The sequence below is a fragment of the Bradyrhizobium sp. STM 3557 genome (genome assembly GCF_045571465.1).
Classification (GTDB): Bacteria; Pseudomonadota; Alphaproteobacteria; order Rhizobiales; family Xanthobacteraceae; genus Bradyrhizobium.
This window is the reverse complement of record NZ_CP120697.1, coordinates 5,590,000-5,614,848: the sequence shown is the minus strand read 5'-3', so window position 1 is coordinate 5,614,848 and position 24,849 is coordinate 5,590,000. Positions and strand designations below refer to the sequence as shown.

21 protein-coding genes and 1 tRNA gene are annotated in these 24,849 nt (G+C 63.6%); 8 read left to right on the top strand and 14 right to left on the bottom strand.

Translation table 11 applies throughout. The features are described from left to right. Nucleotides 1-170: 170 nt before the first annotated feature. The 5 genes from P6U24_RS25910 to P6U24_RS25890 all read right to left on the bottom strand — a co-directional run bounded on the left by P6U24_RS25910 (nucleotide 171) and on the right by P6U24_RS25890 (nucleotide 5,841). Complete coding sequence (locus P6U24_RS25910) at nucleotides 171-1,817, bottom strand: ABC transporter ATP-binding protein (RefSeq protein ID WP_407155298.1); 1,647 nt, start codon at nucleotides 1,815-1,817, stop codon at nucleotides 171-173. A 118-nt stretch (nucleotides 1,818-1,935) separates the two neighbouring features. Further along, complete coding sequence (locus P6U24_RS25905; RefSeq protein ID WP_407155297.1) at nucleotides 1,936-2,826, bottom strand: ABC transporter permease; 891 nt, start codon at nucleotides 2,824-2,826, stop codon at nucleotides 1,936-1,938. Between the two features lie 13 nt (nucleotides 2,827-2,839). Then, a complete protein-coding gene (locus P6U24_RS25900; protein ID WP_407155296.1) occupies nucleotides 2,840-3,781 on the bottom strand; it encodes an ABC transporter permease in 942 nt (313 codons plus the stop codon). A 159-nt stretch (nucleotides 3,782-3,940) separates the two neighbouring features. Continuing rightward, nucleotides 3,941-4,627, bottom strand: a complete 687-nt coding sequence (locus tag P6U24_RS25895) for a DNA-3-methyladenine glycosylase I (protein ID WP_407155295.1) — start codon at nucleotides 4,625-4,627, stop codon at nucleotides 3,941-3,943. 83 nt (nucleotides 4,628-4,710) lie between these two features. Further along, nucleotides 4,711-5,841, bottom strand: coding sequence for a M20/M25/M40 family metallo-hydrolase (locus P6U24_RS25890; protein WP_407155294.1), 1,131 nt, complete (start codon nucleotides 5,839-5,841; stop codon nucleotides 4,711-4,713). Between the two features lie 291 nt (nucleotides 5,842-6,132). Here P6U24_RS25890 and P6U24_RS25885 point away from each other — a divergent pair, with 291 nt between their 5' ends. Continuing rightward, entirely contained in the window at nucleotides 6,133-7,743 is a 1,611-nt protein-coding gene (locus tag P6U24_RS25885) for an ABC transporter substrate-binding protein (RefSeq protein WP_407155293.1), read from the top strand. Nucleotides 7,744-7,824: 81 nt separating this feature from the next. Here P6U24_RS25885 and P6U24_RS25880 read toward each other — a convergent pair whose 3' ends face one another. Next, nucleotides 7,825-7,971 carry a hypothetical protein gene (locus P6U24_RS25880; RefSeq protein WP_407155292.1) on the bottom strand — a complete coding sequence of 49 codons (147 nt, stop codon included), beginning with the start codon at nucleotides 7,969-7,971 and terminating at the stop codon, nucleotides 7,825-7,827. Between the two features lie 205 nt (nucleotides 7,972-8,176). Here P6U24_RS25880 and P6U24_RS25875 point away from each other — a divergent pair, with 205 nt between their 5' ends. Then, nucleotides 8,177-9,784: an ABC transporter substrate-binding protein gene (locus P6U24_RS25875; protein WP_407155291.1), complete on the top strand. Its 1,608-nt coding sequence runs from the start codon at nucleotides 8,177-8,179 to the stop codon at nucleotides 9,782-9,784. A gap of 4 nt (nucleotides 9,785-9,788) precedes the next feature. On the opposite strand, the gene P6U24_RS25870 is transcribed toward P6U24_RS25875, so the two are convergent. The 3 genes from P6U24_RS25870 to P6U24_RS25860 form a co-directional block, all read right to left on the bottom strand. Next, nucleotides 9,789-9,995 carry a hypothetical protein gene (locus tag P6U24_RS25870; RefSeq protein ID WP_407155290.1) on the bottom strand — a complete coding sequence of 69 codons (207 nt, stop codon included), beginning with the start codon at nucleotides 9,993-9,995 and terminating at the stop codon, nucleotides 9,789-9,791. Further along, entirely contained in the window at nucleotides 9,992-11,185 is a 1,194-nt protein-coding gene (locus P6U24_RS25865; RefSeq protein WP_407155289.1) for a PepSY-associated TM helix domain-containing protein, read from the bottom strand. Before P6U24_RS25865 ends, P6U24_RS25870 begins: the two co-directional genes overlap by 4 nt. Before the next feature lie 138 nt (nucleotides 11,186-11,323). Further along, nucleotides 11,324-13,678, bottom strand: a complete 2,355-nt coding sequence (locus P6U24_RS25860) for a TonB-dependent siderophore receptor (protein ID WP_407155288.1) — start codon at nucleotides 13,676-13,678, stop codon at nucleotides 11,324-11,326. A 319-nt stretch (nucleotides 13,679-13,997) separates the two neighbouring features. Between P6U24_RS25860 and P6U24_RS25855 the strand changes: the two genes are divergently transcribed. Beyond that, nucleotides 13,998-14,657: a glutathione S-transferase family protein gene (locus P6U24_RS25855; RefSeq protein WP_407155287.1), complete on the top strand. Its 660-nt coding sequence runs from the start codon at nucleotides 13,998-14,000 to the stop codon at nucleotides 14,655-14,657. 77 nt (nucleotides 14,658-14,734) lie between these two features. Here the strand turns inward: P6U24_RS25855 and P6U24_RS25850 are convergent, their stop codons facing one another. Together P6U24_RS25850 and P6U24_RS25845 are read right to left on the bottom strand one after the other, a co-directional pair. Next, entirely contained in the window at nucleotides 14,735-16,090 is a 1,356-nt protein-coding gene (locus tag P6U24_RS25850) for a cytochrome-c peroxidase (RefSeq protein ID WP_407155286.1), read from the bottom strand. An 87-nt stretch (nucleotides 16,091-16,177) separates the two neighbouring features. After that, on the bottom strand, nucleotides 16,178-17,827 hold the full coding sequence (locus tag P6U24_RS25845) for a phospholipase C (RefSeq protein WP_407155285.1): 1,650 nt from the start codon (nucleotides 17,825-17,827) through the stop codon (nucleotides 16,178-16,180). Between the two features lie 556 nt (nucleotides 17,828-18,383). Between P6U24_RS25845 and P6U24_RS25840 the strand changes: the two genes are divergently transcribed. From P6U24_RS25840 to P6U24_RS25830, 3 genes are read left to right on the top strand one after another with little or no spacing between them, the layout of a single operon-like run. After that, on the top strand, nucleotides 18,384-19,907 hold the full coding sequence (locus P6U24_RS25840; protein WP_407155284.1) for a hypothetical protein: 1,524 nt from the start codon (nucleotides 18,384-18,386) through the stop codon (nucleotides 19,905-19,907). A 14-nt stretch (nucleotides 19,908-19,921) separates the two neighbouring features. After that, nucleotides 19,922-20,362 (top strand): SitI3 family protein, encoded by a 441-nt coding sequence (locus P6U24_RS25835; protein ID WP_407155283.1) that lies wholly within the window; start codon nucleotides 19,922-19,924, stop codon nucleotides 20,360-20,362. Between the two features lie 51 nt (nucleotides 20,363-20,413). After that, nucleotides 20,414-21,019, top strand: a complete 606-nt coding sequence (locus tag P6U24_RS25830) for a pentapeptide repeat-containing protein (protein ID WP_407155282.1) — start codon at nucleotides 20,414-20,416, stop codon at nucleotides 21,017-21,019. Nucleotides 21,020-21,088: 69 nt separating this feature from the next. Here the strand turns inward: P6U24_RS25830 and P6U24_RS25825 are convergent. Beyond that, nucleotides 21,089-21,175, bottom strand: a tRNA-Leu gene (locus P6U24_RS25825). A gap of 269 nt (nucleotides 21,176-21,444) precedes the next feature. Here P6U24_RS25825 and P6U24_RS25820 point away from each other — a divergent pair. Further along, nucleotides 21,445-21,933 carry a hypothetical protein gene (locus P6U24_RS25820; RefSeq protein WP_407155281.1) on the top strand — a complete coding sequence of 163 codons (489 nt, stop codon included), beginning with the start codon at nucleotides 21,445-21,447 and terminating at the stop codon, nucleotides 21,931-21,933. Between the two features lie 15 nt (nucleotides 21,934-21,948). On the opposite strand, the gene P6U24_RS25815 is transcribed toward P6U24_RS25820, so the two are convergent. Beyond that, nucleotides 21,949-23,151 (bottom strand): FAD-dependent monooxygenase, encoded by a 1,203-nt coding sequence (locus P6U24_RS25815; protein WP_407155280.1) that lies wholly within the window; start codon nucleotides 23,149-23,151, stop codon nucleotides 21,949-21,951. A gap of 22 nt (nucleotides 23,152-23,173) precedes the next feature. Next, nucleotides 23,174-23,416 (bottom strand): zinc-finger domain-containing protein, encoded by a 243-nt coding sequence (locus P6U24_RS25810; protein WP_407155279.1) that lies wholly within the window; start codon nucleotides 23,414-23,416, stop codon nucleotides 23,174-23,176. Nucleotides 23,417-23,692: 276 nt separating this feature from the next. On the opposite strand from P6U24_RS25810, the gene P6U24_RS25805 reads away from it, so the two are divergent. Then, nucleotides 23,693-24,838, top strand: coding sequence for a hypothetical protein (locus P6U24_RS25805; RefSeq protein ID WP_407160581.1), 1,146 nt, complete (start codon nucleotides 23,693-23,695; stop codon nucleotides 24,836-24,838). Nucleotides 24,839-24,849 lie beyond the last annotated feature (11 nt).

Genomic DNA, 24,849 nt, shown 5'->3' with positions numbered 1-24,849 from the left:
GCGCGCTGTGCAAGCAATCGAGCGATGCCGAATTGCATGGGCTTCCCGTCATTGCGAGGAGCGCAAGCGACGAAGCAATCCAGAGTCCGTGTGCGGCTCTGGATTGCGTCGCGGAGCCTGTCATCGGACCGCGCTTTGCGCGGACCCGTTGGCTCGCAATGACGGAGAAACTACGCCACCGCTTCCGCCACGGGGCGGAAGTTGGCGAAGTCCCAGTTGCGGCCGGGCGCCGCATCGAGCAGCGCGCGGGTGTAGTCCTCCTTCGGACTCGTCAGCACGTCGCCGGCGGGACCTTGCTCGACGATGCGGCCCTTCTGCATCACCACGACGTCGTCACAGATTTGTGCCGCGACGCGCAAATCATGGGTGATGAAGAGGATCGCAATCCCGAGCCGGCGCTGGATTTCGTCCAAGAGATCCAGCACCTGTGCCTGCACGGAGACGTCGAGCGCGGACACTGCTTCGTCGGCGACCAGCACATCCGGATCGAGCGCGAGCGCGCGTGCGATCGCGATGCGCTGGCGCTGGCCGCCGGAGAATTGATGCGGAAAGCGCGAGATCGAATCTGCAGGCAATCCGACCAGTTCCAACAGCTCGCGGGCGCGCGCCAGCGCCTGGGTTCGCGGCATGCCGTAGTTGATCGGACCTTCCGCGATGCTCTCGCCGACCGACAGGCGCGGATTGAGCGAACGGTAGGGGTCCTGGAACACGATCTGGATGCGCTTCCTGTGCGGTTGCAGCAAGCGGCGCGACAGGATCGAGATCTCGTGGCCGGCGAGGCGCACGCCGCCCGAGGTCGGATCGATCAGGCGCACGATGCAACGCGCCACAGTCGATTTGCCTGAGCCGCTCTCGCCGACGATGCCGAGCGTGCGGCCCTTGCGCAGGGTGAGCGTGACGTCCTGCGCGGCGACGACCTCGCGCGCTTTGCCGAGCAAGGAGCGCTCGCGATAGACCTTGCCGAGCTCGTTGGCTTCGAGCACCACCGGTTCCGTGGTCTCAGGCCGCGGCGGGCGAGGGATCAGGCTCGGCACGGCAGAGAGCAAATTGCGCGTATAGTCCATCGTCGGCTGGCGCAGGATGGTATCCAGCGCGCCGGTCTCGACCAGGCGGCCTTGGCGCATCACCGCAACGCGATCGGCGATTTCGGCGACGACGCCCATGTCGTGGGTGATGAACAGTACCGCGGTGCCGTGGTCGCGCTGCAGCTCGCGGATCAGCGACAGGATCTGCTTCTGCGTGGTGACATCGAGCGCGGTGGTCGGCTCGTCCGCAATCAGGAGCTTGGGCTCCAGCACCAGCGCCATTGCGATCATGATGCGCTGGCGCTGGCCGCCGGACAGGCGATGCGGATAGGAGCGGAAGATGCGCTCGACATCGGGCAGGTGCACCTGCCCCATCATGTCGAGGATGCGCTTGCGGCGGGCGCGGCCGTCGAACGAGGTATGTGCGCGCAGCACCTCGTCGATCTGGCGGCCGACCGGCACGACCGGGTTGAGCGCGGTCATCGGCTCCTGGAAGATCATCGCCATGGTGGTGGCGCGCAGTTGCCGCAGCCGGCGGTCGCTCGCGGTCAAAAGCTCCTCGCCGACCAGCTTGATGCTGCCACTGATCGGCTGGAGCGCATTCTTCGGTAGCAGGCCCATGGTGGTCAGCGAGGTGACCGACTTGCCGGAGCCGCTTTCGCCGACGACGCAGAGCGTCTCGCCCTTGCCGACCTTGATCGAGACGCCGTCGATAATGCGCGGCCCGGCTGCCGCCTTGGTCTTGCCGAGGGCAACGACGAGGTTGTCGATGTCGAGGATGGTGTCGGTCATGTCAGTAACTCTCTGCCGTTATTGCGAGGAGCGAAGCGACGAAGCAATCCAGGCTGGTTTTGTGGAACGATGCTGGATTGCTTCGCTTCGCTCGCAATGACGGTTGGCAGAAGCGACATCACTTCCCGCCCTCCCGCTGCTTCATGCGCGGATCGAGCGCATCGCGTGCGGCGTCGCCGATCAGGTTGATCGACAGGATCGCGATCGACAGCAGCAGGCCCGGCCAGAAGATCAGCGACGGCTTGACCTGGAAGAAGGAGCGGCCCTCGGCCATGATGTTGCCCCAGGTCGGCGTTTCCGGGCTGATGCCGGCGCCAAGGAAGGACAGGATCGCCTCCGTGAGGATGGCGGAGGCGCAGACATAGGTGCCCTGGACGATCAGCGGCGCGATCGTGTTCGGCATGAGATGCCGCCACATGATCTTGGGCAGCGAGGAGCCGACCGAGATCGCGGCCTCGACATAGGGCTCCTCGCGCGCGGAGAGCACGACCGAGCGGACCAGGCGCGCCACCCGCGGGATCTCGGGAATGGTGATCGCCACCATCACGGTGGTGACGCTCGCGCCCGAGAGCGAGACCACGGCGATCGCGAGCAGGATGGCGGGAATCGCCATCAGGCCATCCATCACGCGCATCATCACGGCGTCGACCCATTTGAAGAAGCCGGACACGAGCCCGATCAAAAGCCCGATCGCGATCGAGAAGATGGCGGCGCCGATGCCGACCAGAAGCGAGATGCGGCCGCCATAGACGACGCGTGACAGCACGTCGCGGCCATAGGCGTCCGTGCCGAGCAGGAATTGCGCGCTCGACGGCTTGAGCCGCTGCGCCGGCGCCAGCAGCAGCGGATCATGCGGTGCGAGCAGCGGCGCCGCCACCGAAATGATCACGATCAGCGCGAGGCACACGGTCGCGACCGCGATGATCGGGGTCGAGGTGAGAAAGCCGAACCGCACCCGCAGTCGCGAGGTGACCGGGATGGACGGCTCGGGATGGGTGACGATCGCCATCGATGACAGGCCTCTAGTAGCGGATACGCGGATCGAGGAGGGAGTAGGCGAGATCGATCGCCAGGTTGACCGCGAGGTAGATAAAGGAGGTGAGCAGGATCATGCCCTGGATCACCGGATAGTCGCGCGCCAGCACTGCATCCACGGTGAGGCGGCCGATGCCGGGCAGGTTGAACACGCTTTCGGTGACGACGACACCGGAGATCAGCAGCGCGAAGCCGGTGCCGATCACGGTGATGACCGGCACGGCGGCATTGCGCAGCGCATGACGTAGCAGCACCGCGACCTCGCCGACGCCCTTGGCGCGCGCGGTGCGGACAAAATCCTCGCCGAGCACGTCCAGCATGGCCGCACGTGTCATCCGGGCGATCAGTGCGATGTAGATGAAGGAGAGTGTGCAGGTCGGCAGGATGATGCGCTCGAAGAATGGACCGAAGCCTGCGGAGAGGCTCTTGAAGCCCTGCACCGGGACCCAGCGCAGATTGATCGCGAATGCCTCGATCAGCACATAGCCGATCACGAACACTGGCACCGAGAAGCCGAGCACCGACAGGCCCATCACGAAGCGGTCGATCCAGGTGCCGTGCTTCCAGGCTGCGAGCACGCCAAGCGGCACGGCAACGATGATGGCCAGGATGATGGTGGCGATCGCGACCGACAACGTCGGCTCGATGCGCTGGCCAATCATCTCCAGCACCGGCTTGTGCGAGATCAGCGAGACGCCAAGATCACCGTGCAGGAGCTGATTGGTCCAGCTGACGAACTGCACGTAGATCGGCTGGTTGAGACCGAGCGAGCTGCGAATGCGTTCGAGCTGCTCGGCCGTGGCGTTGTCGCCGGCGAGAATCGCGGCGGGATCGCCAGGCGTCAGGCGCAGCAACAGGAAGACGAACAGCGCGACCACGCCCATCACGGGAATAGTGGCTAGCAGACGGCGGAGCAGATATCCGATCATCAGGAGGTGACTGCCTTCAGCGTGGGCTCGAGGAGGTTACACGAGGCTGTGAATGCTTCTGCATGTCACTGATACTCATTGGATACAAGGTCTCCTGGAATGACGCCGGGACAGGTGCAAAGCGCATGCCATGACACGGAGGATTTGGGCACCATCGGATCAAGCCGAATAGCTCTCGCCGATTGAGAGCGCGCAGATACGGGACAAATGCGTGTAGGGAAGGCCGGTTTCCTTGGCCCAGGCGTTGAACTGCGTCTGAACCTTGGCCAAATCGCCCTTGGACTTCACCTCTTCGGCGATATCGAGTCCCGCCTCGCGCAGGCAGGCCACGACATCCTTGGAGGTCACGAAACCATCGAAGCCGAGGAAGCGCAGCAGCATCTGTCCAGTGTTGCCGCCAAGGCGATTGCCGCGCTTGGCTAGCAGATCGAGCAGGCCGATCTCGTCGGATGATGGCCAGCTCGCCAGGAACTTGCCGAAACTGCCATGCTGCTTTGCGACATCCTGGATGAAGGCGGCATTCGCACGCACCGACATGATCTTCGGCCCATTGCGGACGATGCGCGGGTCGCGGACCAGGCCGTCCCAATAGTCGTCTGGCTGGAATAGGAGTTGCGCGGGCTGGAACTCGAGAAACGCCGCCTCGAAGTCAGGCCATTTGCTTTCAATCACGCTCCAGGCAAAGCCCGCGCAGAACACGCGCCTGGTCATTTCCGCCAGTACGCGATCATCTGCGAGCTTTGCCAACGATGTCGGATTGGGAACGGCTGGCAGCAGCGCTTCGAGCGCCTCTCGCCCACCTTTACGTTTCTCCGCCCTGGTCCGGATGGTCTTGAACGAGCCCATGCGCGCCGCGTTACTTTGCTTATCCAAAGAGGACAGCAGAGTTTGCGGCGCGCGGCAAGCCGCGTTGACCGGCTTTGCGCCGGTTATGCCAGCGTGGCGAGCAGGCCGGCCATCAGGCGGCCGCGTTCGACCAGGCTGTCGACCTCGATGTGCTCGTTGAGCGTGTGCGCATCGGCGCCGCGCACGCCCAGGCCATCGAGCGTCGGGATGCCCATCGCGCCGGTGAAGTTGCCGTCGGAACCGCCCCCGGCGGATTGATGCGGCAGCTTCATGCCGAGCTGCTCGGCAAGCGCGCGTGCCTTTTCGTAGAGCGCCATGGTGCCGGCATCCGGCTCCCACACCGGGCGCGTCACGCCGCGCGTGACCTTGAAAGTGACGTCATTGCTGGTACCGGACAACGCCAGCATGCGCTCGACACCGTGGTCGAGATCGGCCTGGCGCTTGGCCATGCTGAGCGCCTCGCCGGTGCAGGTGGTGGCGACGCAGTTGACCCATTGGCCGCCATGCACGATGCCGACCGAGAAGGTACAATCCTCCGTCGTCATCGCATCGATGGCGAGGATCTGCCTCGCCATTTCCCGGATCGCGGAACGCCCCGAGGAGAGCGTGGCGCCGGCGTGGCTCGGCCGGCCGGTCGCCTCGAGATTGAAGCGCGCGATCGCATAGCGGCCTGTGACGACGCCGTTGTCGATGCGGCCGGGCTCGGGCACCAGCACGTATTTGTTGCGCGCGGCCTCGGCCTCGATGATGTCGCGAGTCGAGGGGGTGCCGACTTCCTCATCCGGCGTGAACAGCACCGTGATCGGCAGCGGCGTCGCGACCGAAGCCTTCGTCAATTGCCGGATGGCTTCAAGGGTCAGGTAATTGCCGGCTTTCATGTCGAAGATGCCAGGCCCGAAGCATTTGTTACCTTCGCGCCGCCATGGCAGCTTCGCGAGTGTTCCAACCGGGTGAACTGTATCGAGATGGCCTGCGATCAGGATGCCCGGCTCACCCTGCTTCGGGTGAGGGAAGCGGGCGCGCACGCAGCCGGCAAAACCCTGGCGCCCGGCGATGCGCTCGATCGTCGCACCCATGATCGCCATCTCGCGCGCGGCGAGGTCCAGCATGCGCTCGACCGCGGCCGCGTCCCAGGTCGGGCTTTCGCATTCCACCCAGCCGCGCAGACCCTGCAGCATGGCCTCGGTGTCAAAGGGAAGATTGGCTGGATTCATGAGAGCTCTCGTTAAGATGTCGCGCGCCAACAATGACAGCACGAGATGGCCTGGCGAATGCTTTGTAAAGCGAAAGCTATGCGCCCGTTAACGGCATTAGCCGCCGCAGCGGTCATGCGGCAAAAGCGGATTGACGGGCAGGGCCAGTGATGCAAGTGTCGAAAGCCGTGCTGTTACATGGTGTTAGTCCGCACAGAGATCGAACTGCACGCACATTGAACGGCACGCACAACGAATCATCGGGCTTTGATCAGTTTGACGCCAGAGCATCACCACGTCAGGAGAGACCGTATGTTCCAAACTTCGCGCTGGAAACGCCTTAAGCTCGCCACGAGCCTTGCCGTTTCGGTGCTGGCGCTGTCTTCCGCGCTGACCTCGCAGGCGAAGGCCGCGGGCAAGACCATCACCGCCGTGATGCATTCCGATCTGCGGTTGCTCGACCCGATCATCACCACCGCCTACATCCAGCGCGACTATGGCTACATGGTCTATGACACGCTGCTGGCGACGGACGCGAATTTCAAGATCCAGCCGCAGATGGCGGAGTGGAAGGTCTCCGACGACAAGCTGACCTACACGTTCACGCTGCGCGACGGCCTGAAGTGGCATGATGGCACGCCGGTCACGGCCGAGGACTGCGTCGCCTCGCTGAAGCGCTGGGGCAAGCGCGACGGCATGGGCCAGAAGCTCATGGACTTCACCGCAAGCATCGACGTGATCGATGCCAAGAGCTTTGCGCTGAAGCTGAAGGAGCCCTACGGCCTCGTGCTGGAAACGATCGGCAAGCCGTCGTCGGTGGTGCCGTTCATGATGCCCAAGCGCGTCGCCGAGACGCCGGCGGATCAGGCGATTACCGACCAGACCGGGTCCGGTCCGTTCAAATTCGTCAAGGCGGAATTTCAGCCCGGCGTGAAAGCCGTGTTCGAGAAGAACACCGACTACGTACCGCGCAAGGAGCCGCCGAGCTGGACCTCGGGCGGCAAGGTCGTGAAGGTCGACCGCGTCGAGTGGGTCACGATGCCGGATGCGCAGACGGCGGTGAACGCCCTGCAGTCGGGTGACATCGACTTCATGGAGAACCTCCCCTACGACATGCTGCCGGTGCTCGAAGCCAATACGGACATCAAGATCGAGGTCCTGAACAAGCTGGGCTACCAGACGCTCGGCCGCATGAACTTCACGCTGCCGCCGTTCGACAATGTGAAGGTCCGCCGCGCGGCGTTCCTGGCGCTGAACCAGAAGGACGTCCTCGACGCGCTGGTCGGCAATCCCAAATATCAGAAGGTCTGCGGTGCGGTGTTCGTCTGCGGCACGCCGCTGGAGATGGATGTCGGCGCCGAGACGCTGGTCAAGGGTGACGGCATGGCAGCAGCCAAGAAGGCGCTTGCCGAGTCCGGCTATGACGGCACGCCGATCGCCATCATGGCGCCGGGCGATGTGACCACGCTGCGGGCGCAGCCGATCGTCGCCGCGCAGTTGCTGCGCGAAGCCGGCTTCAAGGTCGACCTGCAGGCGACCGACTGGCAGACCGTGGTGTCGCGCCGCGCCAGCCAGAAGCCGGTGAAAGAGGGCGGCTGGAACATGTTCTTCACCAACTGGGTCGGCGCGGACGTCGTCAATCCGGTCGTCAATGCCTCGCTCAACGGGCGCGGCAAGAACGGCGGCTGGTTCGGCTGGGCCGAGGACGCGAAGATGGAGCAACTGCGCGACGCCTACGCGCGCGCGACCTCGCCCGATGAGCAGAAGAAGCTCGCGACCGAGATCCAGAAGGAGAACTACGAGCAGGTGCTCTACATCCCGCTCGGTCAGTATCTGTTGCCGAGCGGCTGGCGGAAGTCGCTGAACGGGCTGCTCGACGGCCCGGCGACGCCGATCTTCTGGAACATCGATAAGAGCGAGTGACGCGTCGTTCGCCCTAAGCCATGCACAAGGAAAGCGCGACGGATCTCCGTCGCGCTTTTTTGTTGCGCGGTTTTCTGACGCTCAGCAGTGGCTGTCGCGCACCGCCTCCGGCCCCTCGATGGTCAAGGGATGGGCGGTCTGCCTTGCCTGCGGCGATGGCAGTTTCAATTCAGACCGCTGCTGGTGGGCGCGGTCATTGCGCTGGCTGTCCTTGCGTTCGGTCGGCATGTCGATGCTCCGTTTCCACACAACAACCTTTCGCAATGCAACCAGTTCCAGAATGCGAGCGCGCCCGCACGTGTAGCAAGCGCGTGTTCGCGCTGTGATCGCTTTAGCGGAAGCGGCTTGCAACAAAGTCGATTGACGGTTTTGTGATCTGCTGCAACTCTCGATCCCCAGAGGACGCGAGCATCAGTCGTCGAGAGGGGATCGCATGTTTCATGATTTGCGGCGGACGTGGTCTGCGCTTGCTTCGTGCCTGCTGCTTTCAGCGCTCGCGCTGCCGGAGGCCTGGATCTCTCCTGCTGTCGCCGCCGGCAAGACCATCACCGCGGTGATGCATTCGGATTTGCGCGTCATCGACCCGATCTTCACGCCGGCCTACATCACGCGCGACCACGGCTACATGGTCTACGACACGCTGCTGGCGACCGATGCCGATTTCAAGATCCAGCCGCAGATGGCCGACTGGAAGGCCTCCGACGACAAGCTCACTTACACATTCACGCTGCGCGACGGCCTGAAGTGGCATGACGGCACGCCGGTCACCGCGGAGGATTGCGTCGCCTCGCTGAAGCGCTGGGCGACCCGCGATCCGATGGGCATCAAGCTGATGGAGTACACCGCGAGCCTGGAAGCTCCCGATGCCAAGACGATCACGCTGAAGCTGAAGGAGCCTTACGGCCTCGTGCTGGATTCGATCGCCAAGCCATCCTCGTATGTGCCGTTCATGATGCCGAAGCGGCTCGCTGAAACACCGCCCGACCAGCAGATCCCGGAGCAGATCGGTTCGGGACCGTTCAAGTTCGTGAAGAGCGAATTCCAGCCGGGTGTGAAAGCCGTCTACGTCAAGAATACCGATTATGTGCCGCGCAAGGAGCCGCCGAGCTGGACCGCCGGCGGCAAGGTGGTGAAGGTCGACCGCGTCGAATGGGTGACGATGCCGGACGCGCAGACCGCGGTGAACGCGCTGCAGGCGGGCGAGATCGATTTCATGGAATTCCCGCCGCTGGAGATGGAGCCCGTCCTGGCGGCGAATCCCGACATCACGATGAACGTGCTGAACAAGTTCGGCTACCAGACGCTCGGGCGGATGAACTTCCTCTATCCGCCATTCGACAATCTGAAGCTGCGGCGCGCGGCGTTCCTGGCGATGAACCAGAAGGAGGTGCTCGACGCGCTGATCGGCAATCCCAAATACTACAAGATCTGCGGCGCTTACTTCGGTTGCGGCACGCCGCTGGAGACCGATGTCGGCAGCGAGAGCCTGGTCAAAGGCAACGGCTTGGAGCAGGCGAAGAAGCTGCTCGTAGAGGCGGGCTATGACGGCACGCCGGTCGTCGTTCTTGCACCCGGTGATGCGATCACGCTCAAGCCCCAGCCGATCGTCGTGGCGCAGCAGCTGCGCGCCGCCGGCTTCAAGGTCGACCTGCAGGCCACGGACTGGCAGTCGGTGGTGACGCGGCGCGCCAGCCAGAAGCCGCCGAAGGAAGGCGGCTGGAATATGTTCTTCACCAATTCGGTGATCGCCGACGTCGGCAATCCCCTGGCCTCGACGTTCCTCGGCGCCAAGGGCAAGCAGGGCCAGTTCGGCTGGCCGGACGATCCCAAGCTCGAGCAGCTGCGCGATGCCTATGCCCGCGCCTTGACACCTGAAGACCGCAAGAGGATCTCGACCGAGATCCAGCAGGAGGCCTACGATCAGGTGATCTACATTCCGCTCGGACAGTGGACGAGCCCGAGCGCCTGGCGCAAATCGCTGACCGGCGTGCTGGAAGGCCAAGCCGTGCCGGTGTTCTGGAACGTCGACAAGAGCGAGTAACGGATCACGATGATTGGCTGACGTGGCCCGCGCGACCAATGCAGGTCACGATGACCATGAGCGGGATCGCCAACGCGATCCAGGACACGCCCCACCAGATTCCACCCTGACCGAGCAATGCGGACAACAGGCCGAATGTGGTCAGCGCTGCCAGGACGACCGGCCAGCGCCAGATCCTGTTCAAGCTGTGATGCGCGCGCGCTTTCGTCATTCTGCGGCTGCCGGCGTCATTGGGACGTTACCGACCGCGTTGCTGCTCTGCAGCTCCGTGTCGGCTTCGTCGGTGGAGGTGCGCCGCGACAGCCACAGATAGAGCCCGCTGCCTAGCACGAGGATGGTCACGAGATCGAGCAGCGCCCAGATGATCTTCAGCGGCATGCCACCATAGTCGCCGAAATGCAGCGGCCGTGACAGTTCCAGCGCCCGCAAGTACCAGGGCATGTTCACGACAGACGTCAGCTTGCCGGTGCGCGCATCGACCAGCGCCGGACTGAACAGCCGCGCGGTCAGCGGCGCGCGCCCCTTGGTCCAGACCAGGTAATGATAGGGTGAGCCGAAGGGCGACCCAGGGAAGACCACGCTGCTTGCGATCATGTCCGGCATCGCGGCCTTGACCGTGTCCAGCGCGGCTTGCGGTGAGCTCAATTCGGCTTCCGTCGGCACCGTGCTGCCGCGGAACGGGGCGAGCAGGGCTCTGACGTCGGTCATCTGCCACAGGCTGAACAGCGGCGTGGACAGTTCATTGATGACGCCGGTCAGGCCGATCACCGCCATCCAGGCGGCCAGGGTGACTCCGGTGAGATTGTGCAGGTCGAGCCATTTCAGCCGCCGCGAACGCCTTGTGCGCACGGTGCCAAAATCGAGCCGGCGCATGAAGGGGGAACAGAGGACCAGTCCGGAGACGATTGCGACCACGAATAGCAGCGCCATCAGGCCCATGAACAATTCGCCGGAGAGACCCGCAAAGAGATCCCGATGCAGGCTGAGCACGATGTCCATGATGCGGGCGCCGTCGCCGGCGAACGTTTTCGATTCCCGCATGACCTGTCCGGTATGGGCATCGAACTTGATCCAATGCGCCGAGCTGCGATCGGCCGTGAAGGCGGCCCATGACGGCACCAGCGCCACCATGATCTTCGGCTCGTCATCGTCGATGAAGATGTTGCCGACGATCTCGCCGGGATACCTTGCGCGCGCGGTGCCGGCGATCGTGTCCAGGCTGACGCTCGGCGCTCCCTCAGGCACTGCGGCGTAGGCCGGACCGCCCTCCAGCCAGCCGGCGATCTCGTCCTGAAAAACGAGCGGAAGTCCCGTGATGCAGATGAGCAGGAGGAAGGCAGTGCAGGCGAGGCTCGACCATTTGTGCACCCAGAACCAGCGACGAAACGAATTTCGTGTCACAGCACCGTCCCTCAATCATCGAGGCCGCAATTCCAACGGCTCCAAGTCAATAAGCCGGCCCTTGGCGAATTTCGATTAGAAGTCGTCCAAGGTGCCACTTCGATGCGCAGGGGCCAACGCGTCGGCCGGCGGTGAGAATCACCATCGATAGCGCAAGGTCGCGATCACCTCGCGCCGCAGGCCGTAGTAGCAACCAGTGTCCTGGCAGAGCGTCACATAGGTCTTGTCGAACAGGTTCGTGGCATTGACCTGCAGGGAGTAGCCCTTGAACTTCGGACCGAGCGCCGAGAAGTCGTAATGCACGGCGGCGTCGAACAGCGTCACCGCTGGCACATTGAGAACCGATGCGCCGGCGGTGTTGCCGGCGCTATCGCCGAGATAGCGGATGCCGCCGGCGATCCCGAAACCGTCGAGCTGGCCGCCATGGAACGTGTAGTCCGCCCATAGAGAAGCCGAATGCATCGGCATGCCGACCGGGTGCCGTCCGGTCGCACCGGCGACGTTGGTCCTGGTAATGACCTGATCGAGATAGGTGTAGGATGCCAGCAGCGACAGGCTGCGGTTGATTTCGGTCTTGCCCTCGAGCTCGATGCCGCGCGAGCGGATTGCACCGGTCTGGACGACATAGAGGGGATTGGAAAGGTCTGGTGTCGTGACGTGCTGCTGCAGCAGGTTGAACGCGGCGACGCTGTACAGGAACTTGGCATCGGGCTGATATTTGATGCCTGCCTCTTCCTGCTGCCCGGTGGTCGGCACTAGGGAATTGCCGTTTCTCACGAGGCCGGTGATCTGCGGCTGAAAGGACTCCGTGTACTGGATATAGGGCGCGATGCCGTTGTCGAACTTGTAGAGCAGGGCGCCGCGCTTGGTGAGGGCGTCGTTCGATGTCTGGGACGACGCCGTTGTCGCGCCGGTCGATAGTGACTGCGTCAGCGAGTTCTGAGTTGCGCGATCCCAGCGCAGGTCAAGCAGCGCAACCCAGTGATCGAGTTTGATCTCGTCTTGGGCATACAGGCCGACCTGATCGAAATTCTGCCGATTGGTCGATGTGAACGGTATCGAAATCGGCGTGTTGTAGTTCGGGTTGGTGACGCTGATTTCGGGCGCCGATCCGGAGCCGGACCTATTGCCGTAATTGCCGTTCTGATAGTCGACGCCGAACAGCGTGGTATGCGTGAACGGACCGAGCGCGAATTTTGCTTCGAGCTGATTGTCGATCTGGAATGTGCGCAGGTGCTCGTTTTCAGTGAAGGCCGACCGCGCCAGGCTGTTCGGATCTCTCGGGGGCTGGCCGTTCGGATAGATCGTCGTGATTGAGTTGGTGATGTCGGTATAGCGGACATTCTGCCGGACGGCGAACAAATTGTCGAACCGGTGTTCGGCCAGATAGCCGATCTGGCTGCGCTCGCGGCTCTCGTGGTCGACACTTGGTACGCCGGGATAGAAGCTGGTCGGAATGTACTGACCATTAGGCAGCGGGAACAGCGTTCCGATGCCGCTCTTGGGAAGCAGGTTGAAGAATCCTGCGTTCGGATCGTTCTGATGGGTGCCGAGAAACGTGATCGTCGTTTGATTATCGGGTCGCCAGGTCAAGGACGGCGCGATCATGACCCTCTTGTATTTTGTGTCGTCGACCTGAGTGCCGACATCGAAGCCTTGGGCGGTCAAACGGTAGAGGAACTGCTTGTCCTTATCGATCGGCCCGCTGAGGTCGACGCCGCCCTGGACGCGGCCGTAGCTGCCGGTCGACAGGAACATCTCGCGATAGGGATCTTCGGTCGGCCGCTTGCTGATCATCTCGACCAGGCCGCCGGGAGACGCCTGGCCGTAGAGGATCGATGCGGGGCCATGCAGGACTTCGAGGCGCTCCAGGCTGTAGGGATCGATAATGGAGGTCGAGAAACCCGTGGTGAACATACGCATGCCGTCGAGATACAGATCGGCCAGGAAGCCACGCACATAAACATAGTCAAAACGCCCGTCGGCACCGGTGGTCTCTGCTCTGGCGCCTGACGTGTAGCGCACCGCCTGGGGAATGTTCTGGACGGCCTGTGCCCGCATCTGGTCCTGCGTCACCACCGAAACAGCCATCGGCGTTTCGATCAAAAGTGCATCCGTCTTGGTGCCGGTGCCGCTGCGGGTGGCGACATAGCCATCGACATGGCCGTAAGCGGTCTCGCCTCTGGCGCCGCCGCCGCTTAAGGCGGCCGGCGTGGCCGTTGCTGCTCGATGCTCAGCGGAAAACGCGCGCGATGCACTTTGTGTTCGGCTGCTTTGCGGTGCGCGGACCTGCTTGGCGCGCCGCTTTGCGGGGCTGTCGATCGTGATCGAAGGAAGCTCCAGCGCACGGCCCGGCGGCACGGTTGCGGATTGCGCGAGCGCCGGTCCGGCAAGACAGACGCCGAGTACGAGAGCGCTCGATGCGCAGGCAGCGAGCCTCCAGGTCTCCACTTTCAAAAGCACTTTGAAACAGCCCCAAAGATCTTCGGTCAATCCGAAAATCATGGGGAACACGCTTATCGCAGATTCCACCTGCAACACATCACTTGGCATTTAGAAGATATGGACGGTTCGGTTGCAGCGAGCGAAGCTCGCCGCGATGCCATTCCAGCTTGCAATCTTGGAACTGAACTAATTCAAACTACGCGTTGCCACCGCGACTGCGGAGCGACTGGCGATCTGGCCTGCAGCATCGAAGCCCGGGGGCCGAGCCGCGCAAAGCAGAAGCGATCGCAATTGCCTCTGATGCCATGTCGTGAGACAATCTGGGGAAGCCGACAAGGCAGCCAATAGAGAGCGAGGGAGGGATCTGATGTCGGAATTCACAGTGCATTCCGTACCCGGCAGCCCGTTCGGGCGCGCCGTCTTGGCGACTCTGGAGGAGAAGGGCGCAGCCTATCGGTTTGCGCCGCTGCCGCCCGGCAGCTCGAAATCGCCGGAGCATCTGGCGCGTCATCCGTTCGGGCGCGTCCCGGTGCTGGAGCACGACGGCTTCATGCTCTACGAGACCCAGGCGATCCTGCGCTATCTCGACCGCGTGCTGCCTCAGCCGGCGCTGACGCCGGCGGATCCGCGGCAGGCCGCGCGGATGGATCAGGTGATGAACGTCAGCGACTGGTACCTGTTCCAGGGCGTGGGCAACGTCATCGGCTTCCAGCGCATTGTCGGCCCGCGCCTCATGGGGCTCACGCCCGACGAGGCCGTGATCGAGGCGGCGATGCCGCGGGCCCGCACCGTCTTCGCTGAGCTAGCGCGGCTGCTCGGTGAGCAGCCGTTCATGACAGGCGATACGCTGACATTGGCCGACCTGCACACGGCGCCGCAGGCAAGCTTCCTGTCGCTGACGCCGGAATGGGCGACATTGACCGCGCCGCATCCCAATCTGCTGGCCTGGATCGCGCGGATGGAGGCGCGGCCAAGCTTCCAGGCGACGACCGTGCAGAGGCTGGCCGAGCGCGCCAAGGCAGCTTGATCCGATATGTTGGGAGACCGGACGCCGCAGGCCATCGCGGATCGCCCGCGGCCAGCGCGCCGCTCTCAGCCATCCAGTTACGGCGTAGAGGCGCCAGGGCGATAACCGTCGGTCAGCGTGCCAAGGAAGGCGATGATGTCGGCGATCTCGGCATCATCGAGCGCCGGCTTCTCGCCGAACTTGCGATCATAGGGCGCGTCGACGACGTCGACGTTGCCGCGATATTGCGCGGGCAGGTCGTCGTAGCGGTCGATCTCGCCGTTCGGCAATCTGGGATACCATTTAGCCGGATCGGTCTCGCGCTCGACATAGAAGTGCAAAACCTGATCGAGCGAGCGAAACACGCCATTGTGGAAGAACACCTTCCGTGTGGCGACGTTGCGCAGTGTTGGGGTCTTGAACAAGCCGCAATAGGCCACCGTGCCCTCATAGTCCCTGCGCATCGGGCCGCACAGGCCGAGATCGTGGAAGTTGGCATCGTTATTGGCGGTGAGCTCGCGGTTGCGCGGCACGCCGAGCGCCTCGAATTGGTAGTCCGTGAAAGCGGGTCGAAACAGGCCGTCACGCGATGGACGATCGAGGTGGCAGGAGGCGCAATTGCCTTTCTCGGGATCATCGAACAGCTTCAGTCCGCGCTGCTCTGCCGCGCTCAGCTCGGCCTTGCCGGCGAGATAGGCGTCATATTTGCTGTCATAGGGGTGGAAGCTCGGCTCTTCCGCCTGAAAGCGCGCCAGCGCGAACAACGCCTCGTCGAGCGCAAGCTCCGGCCGGTTGAAGATGCCGGCGCCGAACAGCTTCCTGAGATCATCGGCGTAGGGCGCGCGCTTCAGCCGGTCTAGCAACTCCTCGGGGCTGCGGTTGTCCATCTCGTTCGGATCGAGCAGGGGTCCAAGCGCCTGGCCCTGGAAGGTGTTGGCGCGGCCATCGTGGTCGAGGCCGCCTTGCGGAACGTTCGCTTCCGCGGCTGCGCGCGCTGCGGCGTCGGCCGTGGCCTTCGCAATCGAAGCGACTTTGACGTTCGCTGCGGGCGTCGCAGCCCCGGGAGGGGTGGCCGAATCGAGCGGCACCGGATCGTTATCGGCCATTTCCGGATTTGGCCCGATCGAGAAGTTCGGCGTGTGCTCGAGATAGCGCAGCGACGGCACGGCGCGAAAGCCGGTCTGCTTCATGTCGGCGCCGCCGAGCTGAACGGCGCGATCGTTCGGCGGACCATAGGCGGCCTCGGGACTGTGACAGGAGGCGCAGGACAGCTTGCCGGAGCCCGATAGCGAGGCGTCGTAGAACATCTTGCGTCCAAGCTGCGCGACCGCGGAGAGTTCACTGACGGCGTCGGCCCCGCTCGGAACGGCGTCCGACGACCGCGCCGGACCTGCCGCCGCGACCGGAGATGCGAGCAGACCCAGCAGCACGCCAATGGAGCAAAGTTGTCTCACGAGGACGTCCGTTCAGATCAAAGTGAAAGATGGCAGATGGGGCGGACGAGAAGGTCCACCCCATCGTTTCAAGCAAGGCTTAGTCGATCAGCTCTTCGGCAGGCCGGTGTTCGGATCGAGGATCAGCTTGCGGGTCGGGGTCTGGGAGAAGTCGAACATATTATTGATCGTCCCCGCCATCGCATCGAACGAGCCCTGGCCGATGCGCTGACCCTTCAGCCAGTTGTCCTCGATGAAGCGCAGGATCGACGACTGATCGGTCAGGGTATGATCGACGAAGTTCGCCTTCGCGTAAGGCGAGATCACCAGCAGCGGCTGACGCGGACCGTAGCCGCAGCGGCCTTGCACCGGCTGGCCGTTGAGCCCGGGCAGCGGTGTCGACAGCGCGCCGGGCGTGCCCGGGAGCGGGGTGCAGTTCTGTGGTGCCGTGAACTGATCCTGCGCGCTCATCGAGGGATGGATGACGTGCTGAACGTGGTCATACCAGCCGTCGGAGTCGTCATAGGCCAGGATCACGGCCGTGCTGCTCCATTCCGGGCTCTGTTGCAGCAGGTTGATCACATTGACGACGAATGTCTGCTCGTCGAGCGGATCGGAGTTGGATGGATGCGCGTCCTGAATCGCCGGCGCCTTCAGGAAGCTGACCGACGGGAAGTTGCCGGCCTGCACCGCGGCGACGAAGTCCTTGATGTCGTATTGATGGTTGGCGCCGCCATCAGCCGAAGTGCCGATCGAAGCGACGTTCAAGGGGCGCGTGTGGCTCAGGTTCCGGGTCGAGGCATAATACTGGAACGGCTGATGGTGCGGGCTGTAATCGGTGACGTTGCCGCCGACCGTCGGCGAGGAGGTGCTGCGCTGACAGCCTGTTGTGCCGTTGGCATTGACCGCCGTGAGGTCGAATCCGCCCTGGAACCAGCCCCAGGTGATGTTGGCCGCGTTGAGGAGATCGCCGACATTCTTGCCGGTCATCTCGGTCGTCGGCTTCGTCGTCGACGAGCAGATGTCGCCGTGCGGATCGCTGTCACCATACATCGTGAAGCCGCCCTGGCCGTCGGCGACGATGTTGTTGATGGTGCTCGTCGGATTGCTGCCATTGCTGGCGGCAAAGCCGATGGCACCGTTGGTCTGGCCTGAAATCAGGTTGACTGCGCCGGGCGTCGACGGACCGAAATTCGTGCTGTAGGAATTGTCGCTCATCGCGAAATGCTGCGCGTAATTCCACAGCGCGGTGACGGTGTTGCCGTCGTAATAGCCCATCACCAGGCCCTTGGTGTTGAACACACCGGTGCCGCCGGTGCCGGCCGCGCCGGTGTTCTTCGGAAACAGGTCCATGCGGCCCGCGTCGAACGCGGCCTGCTCCGGACCATAGGCGTGGTTCATGCTCGCAGTGTGCGCCTGCGAGCGATCGAGCCGGAACGGATTGGCCGCGCCGGTGCCGTTGGCCGCGTTCAGGTTCGGATTGTTGTTCAGCAGGTCAGGGGTCAGGCCGTTGACGCTGGGCGTGTTCGGAAGTGCGGTGAAGGCCGGCTCGCCCGGGGGATTGGTCGCGTTCGGATAAGTGCCAAAATAATGATCGAAGGATTCGTTCTCGCCGAAGATGACGACGAGATGCTTGATCGGAGTCGCGGTGACAAGCGCGTCCTGCGGCGACGCGGCGAAGGCCGGCAGCGTGCCGTTCGCAGCGAGCAGCATCGACAGGCAAAGGGCAGTCGTTGCCCTGCTGATGTGGCGTGGCATGAGGTTCTCTTGATGATGGCGGACGAAGCGCTTCTGCCGAAAGACAGAAGCGGCCCCTGTCGGAGCTTTCGCCTTGTAGGTGCGACGAATGACGCAGAAATGACGCGTCAAAGTCGGAAACATTTCGGTTCTATGACGGCTTGCCGCGACCAATCGGCGCAATGCCTGACAGCTCGCGGCTAGTGTCGGCGCATGACCTGCGTAGCGCAACGCTTCGCCCGTGAAACAGGACTGAAATGTCGTGCGAATAGACTTCTCCCTGGACGTATGCATCGAGTGGGTTTCAGCAATGGTCGGCCGCTCGAGGTGGCTCGACATGAGCAACTGCAAGGGACTCCGCTGCGCGGGTCACTCGAACGAACGAGGTCAATCAATTAGTTCTGATGCGTCATCGACCTGACCGACGCTGGTGAATGATGTACGGTGCTCGCCGCACGCGTGCCGCATTCATCCCTTACGGGCTCGGCTTCATTCGAAGCATGCTTGCTGCGTCCGCGTAGACTTCGCTCAGACCGCATAGGCTGTTGTCGACCACGCCATTTGGAATGACCGCTTCATGCGAGGCAGGCTCCCTCCACGGGACTATCTGAAGCTGGATGCGGGTCTTACGACCCTGCTGATCGGCCCGCGAGACTTCTTCGGCGCCGTCGTGCCGGACAATCTCTTGGCTTATGGAATCGGTGAACTCGAAGAGGCGCTCAGGAGCTTCGAGCGGGATGCGTGCGAGCTTTCCAAGCTGCGCCGCTACTACCTGACGCTCACCGGATTCTCCTGCGATCGACATGGCGATCACGAGGTCGCATCCTTGCTGGCACGAGAGCTCCAACACCGGCGATATGTGGCTGTACGGGTGCCGCGGGTCATCGACACGAGCAGTCATGTCAATATGACGAGCCCGTCGCAAGCCGTGCAGATCCGTCACACTCTGGCGCGGCTCGATGCTCGGCCGAGCAGCGCGCGGACATCGGCTCAGAGCTCGATGACGCGCATAGCTGGGACGCGGCCGAGCCTAGCAGGCAGCGGCGTGGCCGCCGGCAGCACCGGCGCAAACATCCTGTCGTTCTCGCCGACGATTCCGCCGACGCCGCAGCAGCAGAGCTTTGTGGGTCCTCCGACCGCTCCGGCAAACACCGTCCCGGCCGGCCTCGAAGATCGGTTCATCGAGGTCCTCAAGAGGGTACCGAACTATCTGCCAGGCCAGATGAAGGCAGAGTTCATGGCGCTGCTGCAGCCGGTCCCGCTCGCCATGATGGCAGGGACCTTGGCGCTGTGGGCTGCCGGTCACTTTTTCGGTGTCAGCGAGGTGATCGATGCCTTCCTGCTGGGGTTCGGCCTGTGGATGCTCGGGACGGTCGTCTTTCACATCCTTGGCGAGTTGATCGATATCTTCAAGTTGACCATCGGCGCTTCAAGCCCGGCTGATCTCGATAACGCGGCACGAAAGCTTGCCGACGTCATCGCGCTGATCGGGGTCGCCGCTTTCGTTGCCCTGCTGACCAAGGTTGCGGGAAAGTTCCTGCCCAAGCAAAAGAGCGGACCGAAACCGCCGGAGCCGAAACCGCCCGAGCCCAAACCGGAGCCCAAGCCCGAGCCAAAACCGGAGCCCAAGCCTGAACCCAAGCCGGAGCCCAAACCGCTACCCGCGAAAGGCAAGGTGACTCCGACGGGGACGAAGGGCGGGAAGCCGTCGGGACGACCAACCAAAGTCAGGCCACAAGATGATGCCGCGACGCAGCGCAGCTTGCAGCGCGAGAATGAGTCGGCCGAAACGCTAGCTCGGAACGGTTATAAGGTGGAGCAAAATCCGGGCAAGCAGCCGAATGGCACAAACCCGGACTACAAGGTCGAGGGCGAAATTTTCGACAACTACGCCCCAGGACCCGGCAAGAAGCCTCGGGGTATCTGGTCGGAGGTGGAAGGCAAGGTTGTTGAGAAAAAGCAGACCAACAGAGTGGTGCTAAACCTTGACGATTGGGGTGGAGACAGCGAGGCACTTCAAGCCCAGTTCAGAGATCATCCGATTCCTGGCCTGGAGCAGGTTTTGGTGGTGAAGAACGGACAGGTATCCGACCTCTTTTGAAAGGCAGTCCTGCGATGTCGCTTGATTACTCACTCTATATCGATACCGAAGTGGGAATCCCCGAGATTGTCAGCCTGCTGGTGGCCGAACGGGGCTTTCTTGGTGATGGAAGGTCCGTCGAAAAGCAGGGCGTGAAAGCGGTTGTGACCGGAGTACATCCCATCACACGCGATCTCATTCGTGACGAAGTCGGCTTCTCGCCGACGGTTTCGATCTTGTTTACGATTGATAAGGGCGACGCGGCGACGGCGCGAGACGTGATGATTGCCGATGTGGCTGCCTTGCTCGAGCGGGTATCTGGGCATGCCATCCTGGTCATGTCCGGCGATCGTTCCCTCCTTGCCCGAAGAGGCGAACTCGTCGAGTTGAACGAGGGCTTCTATGATTTCTGGACGCCGGAGCGCCGCTCGCGGTTTCCGCTGCCACACGTGCTTGCGACCTTACCCGAGTTTTAACTCGTCCTTCTGCAGGCCCTTGGCACTGGAAGAACTTGGCCGAGCACGACAATGGCCCTGATGGAGGACCGGATTCGAAAGATGATCGAAGACCACCAGAGATGGGCAAAGTCTCTGGGGCGGTCGGGTCAGAAACTCGTCGCAGAGGATCTGGATTTTCATGCCGCTGAACTACCAGCCGTCGAGCTGACCAATGCGGAGATTCCGGGGGCCGACTTCTCGGGCGCAGTATTGCCCCGTGCCGATCTGTCGGGAAGCAATCTCGCCTCCGCTCAATTCACAGGTGCGGATTTGTCCGGCGCTGCCATGGTCAAGGCCATGCTCGACTACGCCAATCTGAGCAATGCACGTCTTGAAGGCGCGAATCTTCGGCGCGCCAGCTTTGTCGATGCAACGTTGACCGGGGCCCGTATCGAGGCGGCCGATCTGAGAGGTGCTGATCTCAGCGGTGCTGATCTTCGTGGTGCCGTGCTGGCGCGCAGCAACTTCGACAGAGCATTTTTCGATGATACACAGTTGTGCGGCGCCGACCTGCGCGGTCCCGTCGGCTTCGAAACCCTCATACGGTGCCGGATTGATATCGGCAGTCCCGGAAAGCCCGATGTTCTGGACGGGGATGCGGCACGGCAATGGCTGCTCGATGCTGCAAGGGCATGAGGCTCTGACCGAAGCGCAAGCCGATGGACACCTGCAGCAGGGCTTGGTGCGCAGGCGCATGGCATCTGCTGGTGCGGGCGGTGGGACTCGAACCCACACGACGTTGCCATCGAGGGATTTTAAGTCCCTTGCGTCTACCAATTCCGCCACGTCCGCTTTTGAGATCAGAGACTTAGCGCTTCATTCGCGGAAAGGGAATGAGGCGATCAGTGCTTTCCGAGCTCGCCCTATGCTTAAGCCAGCCGTGCTGCCCCGGTAAAGCCTCAATCTGGACATTAGCAGGTGCTCTGCGAAAGGCGCCAAGCCTGCGAAATGATGTCGCGATCGGGCGCTATATCGTTGTTCGCTCGCGACCTTTTAAGAACCGGCATGCGGCGGGCCGGACCTGAGACGATGTCTTAAGGGTGATGCACTATTGAGGCCGGATGATCGCTTCTGATTCCCAACGCGCGCGGGCCATCCGCGGCGCCACATTCGCTGCGCTGCTGGTGCTGTTGTGTCCTGCGCTCGCCGGCTGCGCCGGCATGAGCGACTCGATGTCGACGGCCTTCGCCGATCCGGCCAGATACGACCTCTACGACTGCAAGCAGCTCGAGACCGAGCGAAAATCGCTGGCTAACCGGTCTGCCGAGCTGCAGGGCCTGATGGCCAAGGCGGAAACCGGCGCCGGAGGGGCTGTTGTCTCCGAGCTCGCCTATCGCAACGACTACATTGCCGTGCGCGGCCAGACGCAGCTTGCCGAGGAGGCGTGGCAGAAGAACAAATGCGTGGAGACGCCGCCTCCGCCAGCGGCGGCCAAGACCACGGCTGCGAAGACCGCGGCGGCAAAGCCGGGCAAGCCCGCACGTTCCGCCAAGCCTGATCGGTCAGGTGCGCCGGCGTCGACCTTGCCGAAGGACGGCTCGACCTATTGATCAGATACGGCAGCGTCACAGCCGCCAATCGTAGATCCAGCTCTGCCGCGCCAGCAGCCGCTGCGGGCCGAGCGCCTGAATGGTGAGATCGCGCGCCAGCGCCATCGGCCCGGCCAGATGGTAGATCCGCCCCTGGCTGCGCGCCGCGCGCTGGACCTTGCCGACCCGGGGCCGGCGCAGCGCGGCATAGGCCTTCAATGCCGCGGCGACACCGGCCGCGCCGTCGAGCCGACTCTCGCTCAAGGTTTTCGCCAGCACCGCGGCATCCTCGATCGCCATGCCGGCGCCCTGGGCGGCGAATGGCAGCATGGCATGGGCCGAGTCGCCGAGCAGCGCGATCGCGCCGTTGACCCACGCGCCACTGTCCGGCACGCCGAACAGCGCCCATTTGCGCCAGCCATCGACCGCATTCAGCAGCATCCGCGCCGCGCCCGGCCAATGCGGGGAGGCGAAGGCGTTCTTGAGCTCGGCGGCGCTGCCTTCCGTGCTCCAGCCCGGCCGGTTCCAGGTGCCGGGCACGACCGCAACCACATTGATCTGGCGGCCGCCCGAGATCGGATAGGCGACCAGATGCGCATCCGGACCCATCCAGAGCTGGACGCGGGCGGACGCCAATTCGCGCGGCAATTGCCGCGCTTCGAGCGTGCCGCGCCAGGCGATCAGGCCAGAGAATTGCGCGCCGGCATGCGGAAACAGCTGGTGGCGAACCGTCGACCACACGCCGTCAGCGCCGATCAGGGCCACGGCGACGTCCTGCCGGCGGTGATTGCCGCTGCGCTGGACCACGGTGAGGCCCTTGGCATGGGCGGTGGCTTCCTCGAACTGGCAGCCCAGGCGCAGCTCGATGTCGGGATGGGCCTTGACCTCGGCCAAGAGACCAGCCTGGAGGTCGGCGCGGTGGATCACCCAATAGGGTGCGCCGGCCCTCTGGGTTGCAGCTTCGCCGAGCGGCAGCCGCGCGATCTCGCCGCCGGCCCGCGCGCTCATGATGCTGACGGCTTCGGGAACGACCGCGCGCGCGGCCAGCCGCGGCTTCAGGCCGAGATCGATCAGCACACGGCTGGCATTGGGCGAAAGCTGCAGGCCGGCGCCGACCTCCTCGAGCCGCTCGGCCTTCTCCAGCATCACCACGCGAAAGCCCTTGGTGGCCAGCGCCAGTGCCGCCGTCAGGCCCCCGATTCCCGCGCCCGCGATGAAAATGGTGCGAGACGCCGCCACTCCTGCTCCGAACTCGTCCAGATCAGGCGACGTCCTTCAGCACGCACTCCGGCGGCCGGGCTTCACCGGCGGCCAGGTCCGATGCGAAACGGTACAGCGTCGAGCAGTACGGGCAGATGATCTCCTTGTCGTTGCCGAGATCAAGGAAGACGTGCGGATGGTCGAACGGCGGATTGGCGCCCACGCACATGAACTCATGCGAGCCGATCTCGATGACGGGAACTCCGGCATCATTGTGGAAGTGCGGAACGATGCTATCGGCCATCGAATTCACCTTGAGTGGCAACGGGAGCGAACACAATCGACACAGCGCTCTCGATCTGGTACGGCGCCATGAAACAGCGCGCACCATACTGGCGGATGGTGCGGTTTCCTAGTGGCGGGAACCATGAGTCCTGTGCGGCTCATGTCGTTATTTTATTTTCGCGATCGAGATTCGACACAATCTCTGTTCAGCCGAGAAGCCCTCCTTTCGTCGGGGCCGTTGTGTCTTGGTATCTGCACATTATGTTCAGCGCGCAGAGGAGCGCAATTCGACGTGATGCGAGGACGAATCAGCACGGGTCTGGCCGGGTTGGCCATCAGCCTTGCCGTCGGCGCGGCGGTGTGGCCGCATGCCTACCATGCAGGTGCGGTGCTGGCCGCGCAGGACGATCCAGCGCGCCTCGCCGATCTGCAGCTCGATTCGGCCTTGCAGCACGATCAGGCCGCGATCACAGGGAATATTGAAGCCGCGCTCGTGGCCGGAGATGCCGATCTGGCCAACAGTTTCATCACGCTCGCGCAGGACAGACATATCGCCGTGAGCGACGAGCTGAAACGTCGCGTCAGCGACGCCGTCGCCGAGGAAAGTTCCGCTGCTCATGTCGCCAAACGCTTCGCCAGCGGCCTTTTCACCGGGACCGCCGATGATGTCGCGAGCCTCACTGGCACGGTCGCTGGCGATCTCTTCGTCTTCGGTGACGTCCGCGATGCCATTCGTGAAGGCAAGCATCTGGCGCTCGGCGAGGACACCGACCGCCTGGTGCTTGGCCTTGCGACGGCAGGTCTTGCCGTGACCGCGGCGACCTACATTTCGGCCGGAGGTGCGACGCCGCTGCGCGCGGGTCTGTCGCTGGTCAAGGACGCGCGCAAGGTCGGTCGGCTGGGCGAGGGGCTCGCCGCATGGGCCGGCCGCTCGGCCCGCGAGGTGGTCGATGCGCCGGCGCTGCAGCAGGCGGTGGCGACCGGCTCGGTGTTCCGGCCGAGCGAGACGGCGAGCGCCATCAAGGCGGCCTTCCGCGCCGAGAAAGCGGGCGGGCTGGTGCGCCTTGCCAAGGATGTCGGACGCATCACCGAGAAGGCCGGCACGCGCGGCGCGCTGGATTCTCTGAAGATCGCAGAAGGCCCGAAAGATGTCGCGCGCGCCGCCAGGCTTGCCGAGTCCGAAGGCGGCAAGACCCGCGCGATCCTCAAGCTGCTCGGCCGCGGCGCGCTGCTGCTTGCGGCCGGCGCCTTCAACCTCACGACTTGGCTGTTCGGCGCCATGCTGACACTGTTCGGCGTCCTCTGCTCGATCAAGTCGACCACCGAGCGGGCGACACAGGCCTGGTGCAACAGGCGCCGGGCGCGCCGCTTGCGACAGGCGCAGCAGGCTGCAGCGGTCGTTCCTGGTCCTGAACTCGCTGCCGCGCCCGCCTGCGGCTAGACTGCCGTCGC

Excerpts from the sequence above, each read along its gene's own strand:
- P6U24_RS25910 (WP_407155298.1), bottom strand. The coding sequence starts at position 1,817 with ATGACCGACACCATCCTCGACATCGACAACCTCGTCGTTGCCCTCGGC.
- P6U24_RS25855 (WP_407155287.1), top strand. The coding sequence starts at position 13,998 with ATGTCGGAATTCACAGTGCATTCCGTACCCGGCAGCCCGTTCGGGCGC.
- P6U24_RS25820 (WP_407155281.1), top strand. The coding sequence starts at position 21,445 with ATGATCGCTTCTGATTCCCAACGCGCGCGGGCCATCCGCGGCGCCACA.
- P6U24_RS25890 (WP_407155294.1), bottom strand. The coding sequence starts at position 5,841 with ATGAATCCAGCCAATCTTCCCTTTGACACCGAGGCCATGCTGCAGGGT.
- P6U24_RS25885 (WP_407155293.1), top strand. The coding sequence starts at position 6,133 with ATGTTCCAAACTTCGCGCTGGAAACGCCTTAAGCTCGCCACGAGCCTT.
- P6U24_RS25830 (WP_407155282.1), top strand. The coding sequence starts at position 20,414 with ATGGCCCTGATGGAGGACCGGATTCGAAAGATGATCGAAGACCACCAG.
- P6U24_RS25895 (WP_407155295.1), bottom strand. The coding sequence starts at position 4,627 with ATGGGCTCGTTCAAGACCATCCGGACCAGGGCGGAGAAACGTAAAGGT.
- P6U24_RS25880 (WP_407155292.1), bottom strand. The coding sequence starts at position 7,971 with ATGCCGACCGAACGCAAGGACAGCCAGCGCAATGACCGCGCCCACCAG.
- P6U24_RS25835 (WP_407155283.1), top strand. The coding sequence starts at position 19,922 with ATGTCGCTTGATTACTCACTCTATATCGATACCGAAGTGGGAATCCCC.
- P6U24_RS25870 (WP_407155290.1), bottom strand. The coding sequence starts at position 9,995 with ATGACGAAAGCGCGCGCGCATCACAGCTTGAACAGGATCTGGCGCTGG.
- P6U24_RS25875 (WP_407155291.1), top strand. The coding sequence starts at position 8,177 with ATGTTTCATGATTTGCGGCGGACGTGGTCTGCGCTTGCTTCGTGCCTG.
- P6U24_RS25845 (WP_407155285.1), bottom strand. The coding sequence starts at position 17,827 with ATGCCACGCCACATCAGCAGGGCAACGACTGCCCTTTGCCTGTCGATG.
- P6U24_RS25900 (WP_407155296.1), bottom strand. The coding sequence starts at position 3,781 with ATGATCGGATATCTGCTCCGCCGTCTGCTAGCCACTATTCCCGTGATG.
- P6U24_RS25905 (WP_407155297.1), bottom strand. The coding sequence starts at position 2,826 with ATGGCGATCGTCACCCATCCCGAGCCGTCCATCCCGGTCACCTCGCGA.
- P6U24_RS25810 (WP_407155279.1), bottom strand. The coding sequence starts at position 23,416 with ATGGCCGATAGCATCGTTCCGCACTTCCACAATGATGCCGGAGTTCCC.
- P6U24_RS25840 (WP_407155284.1), top strand. The coding sequence starts at position 18,384 with ATGCGAGGCAGGCTCCCTCCACGGGACTATCTGAAGCTGGATGCGGGT.
- P6U24_RS25805 (WP_407160581.1), top strand. The coding sequence starts at position 23,693 with ATGCGAGGACGAATCAGCACGGGTCTGGCCGGGTTGGCCATCAGCCTT.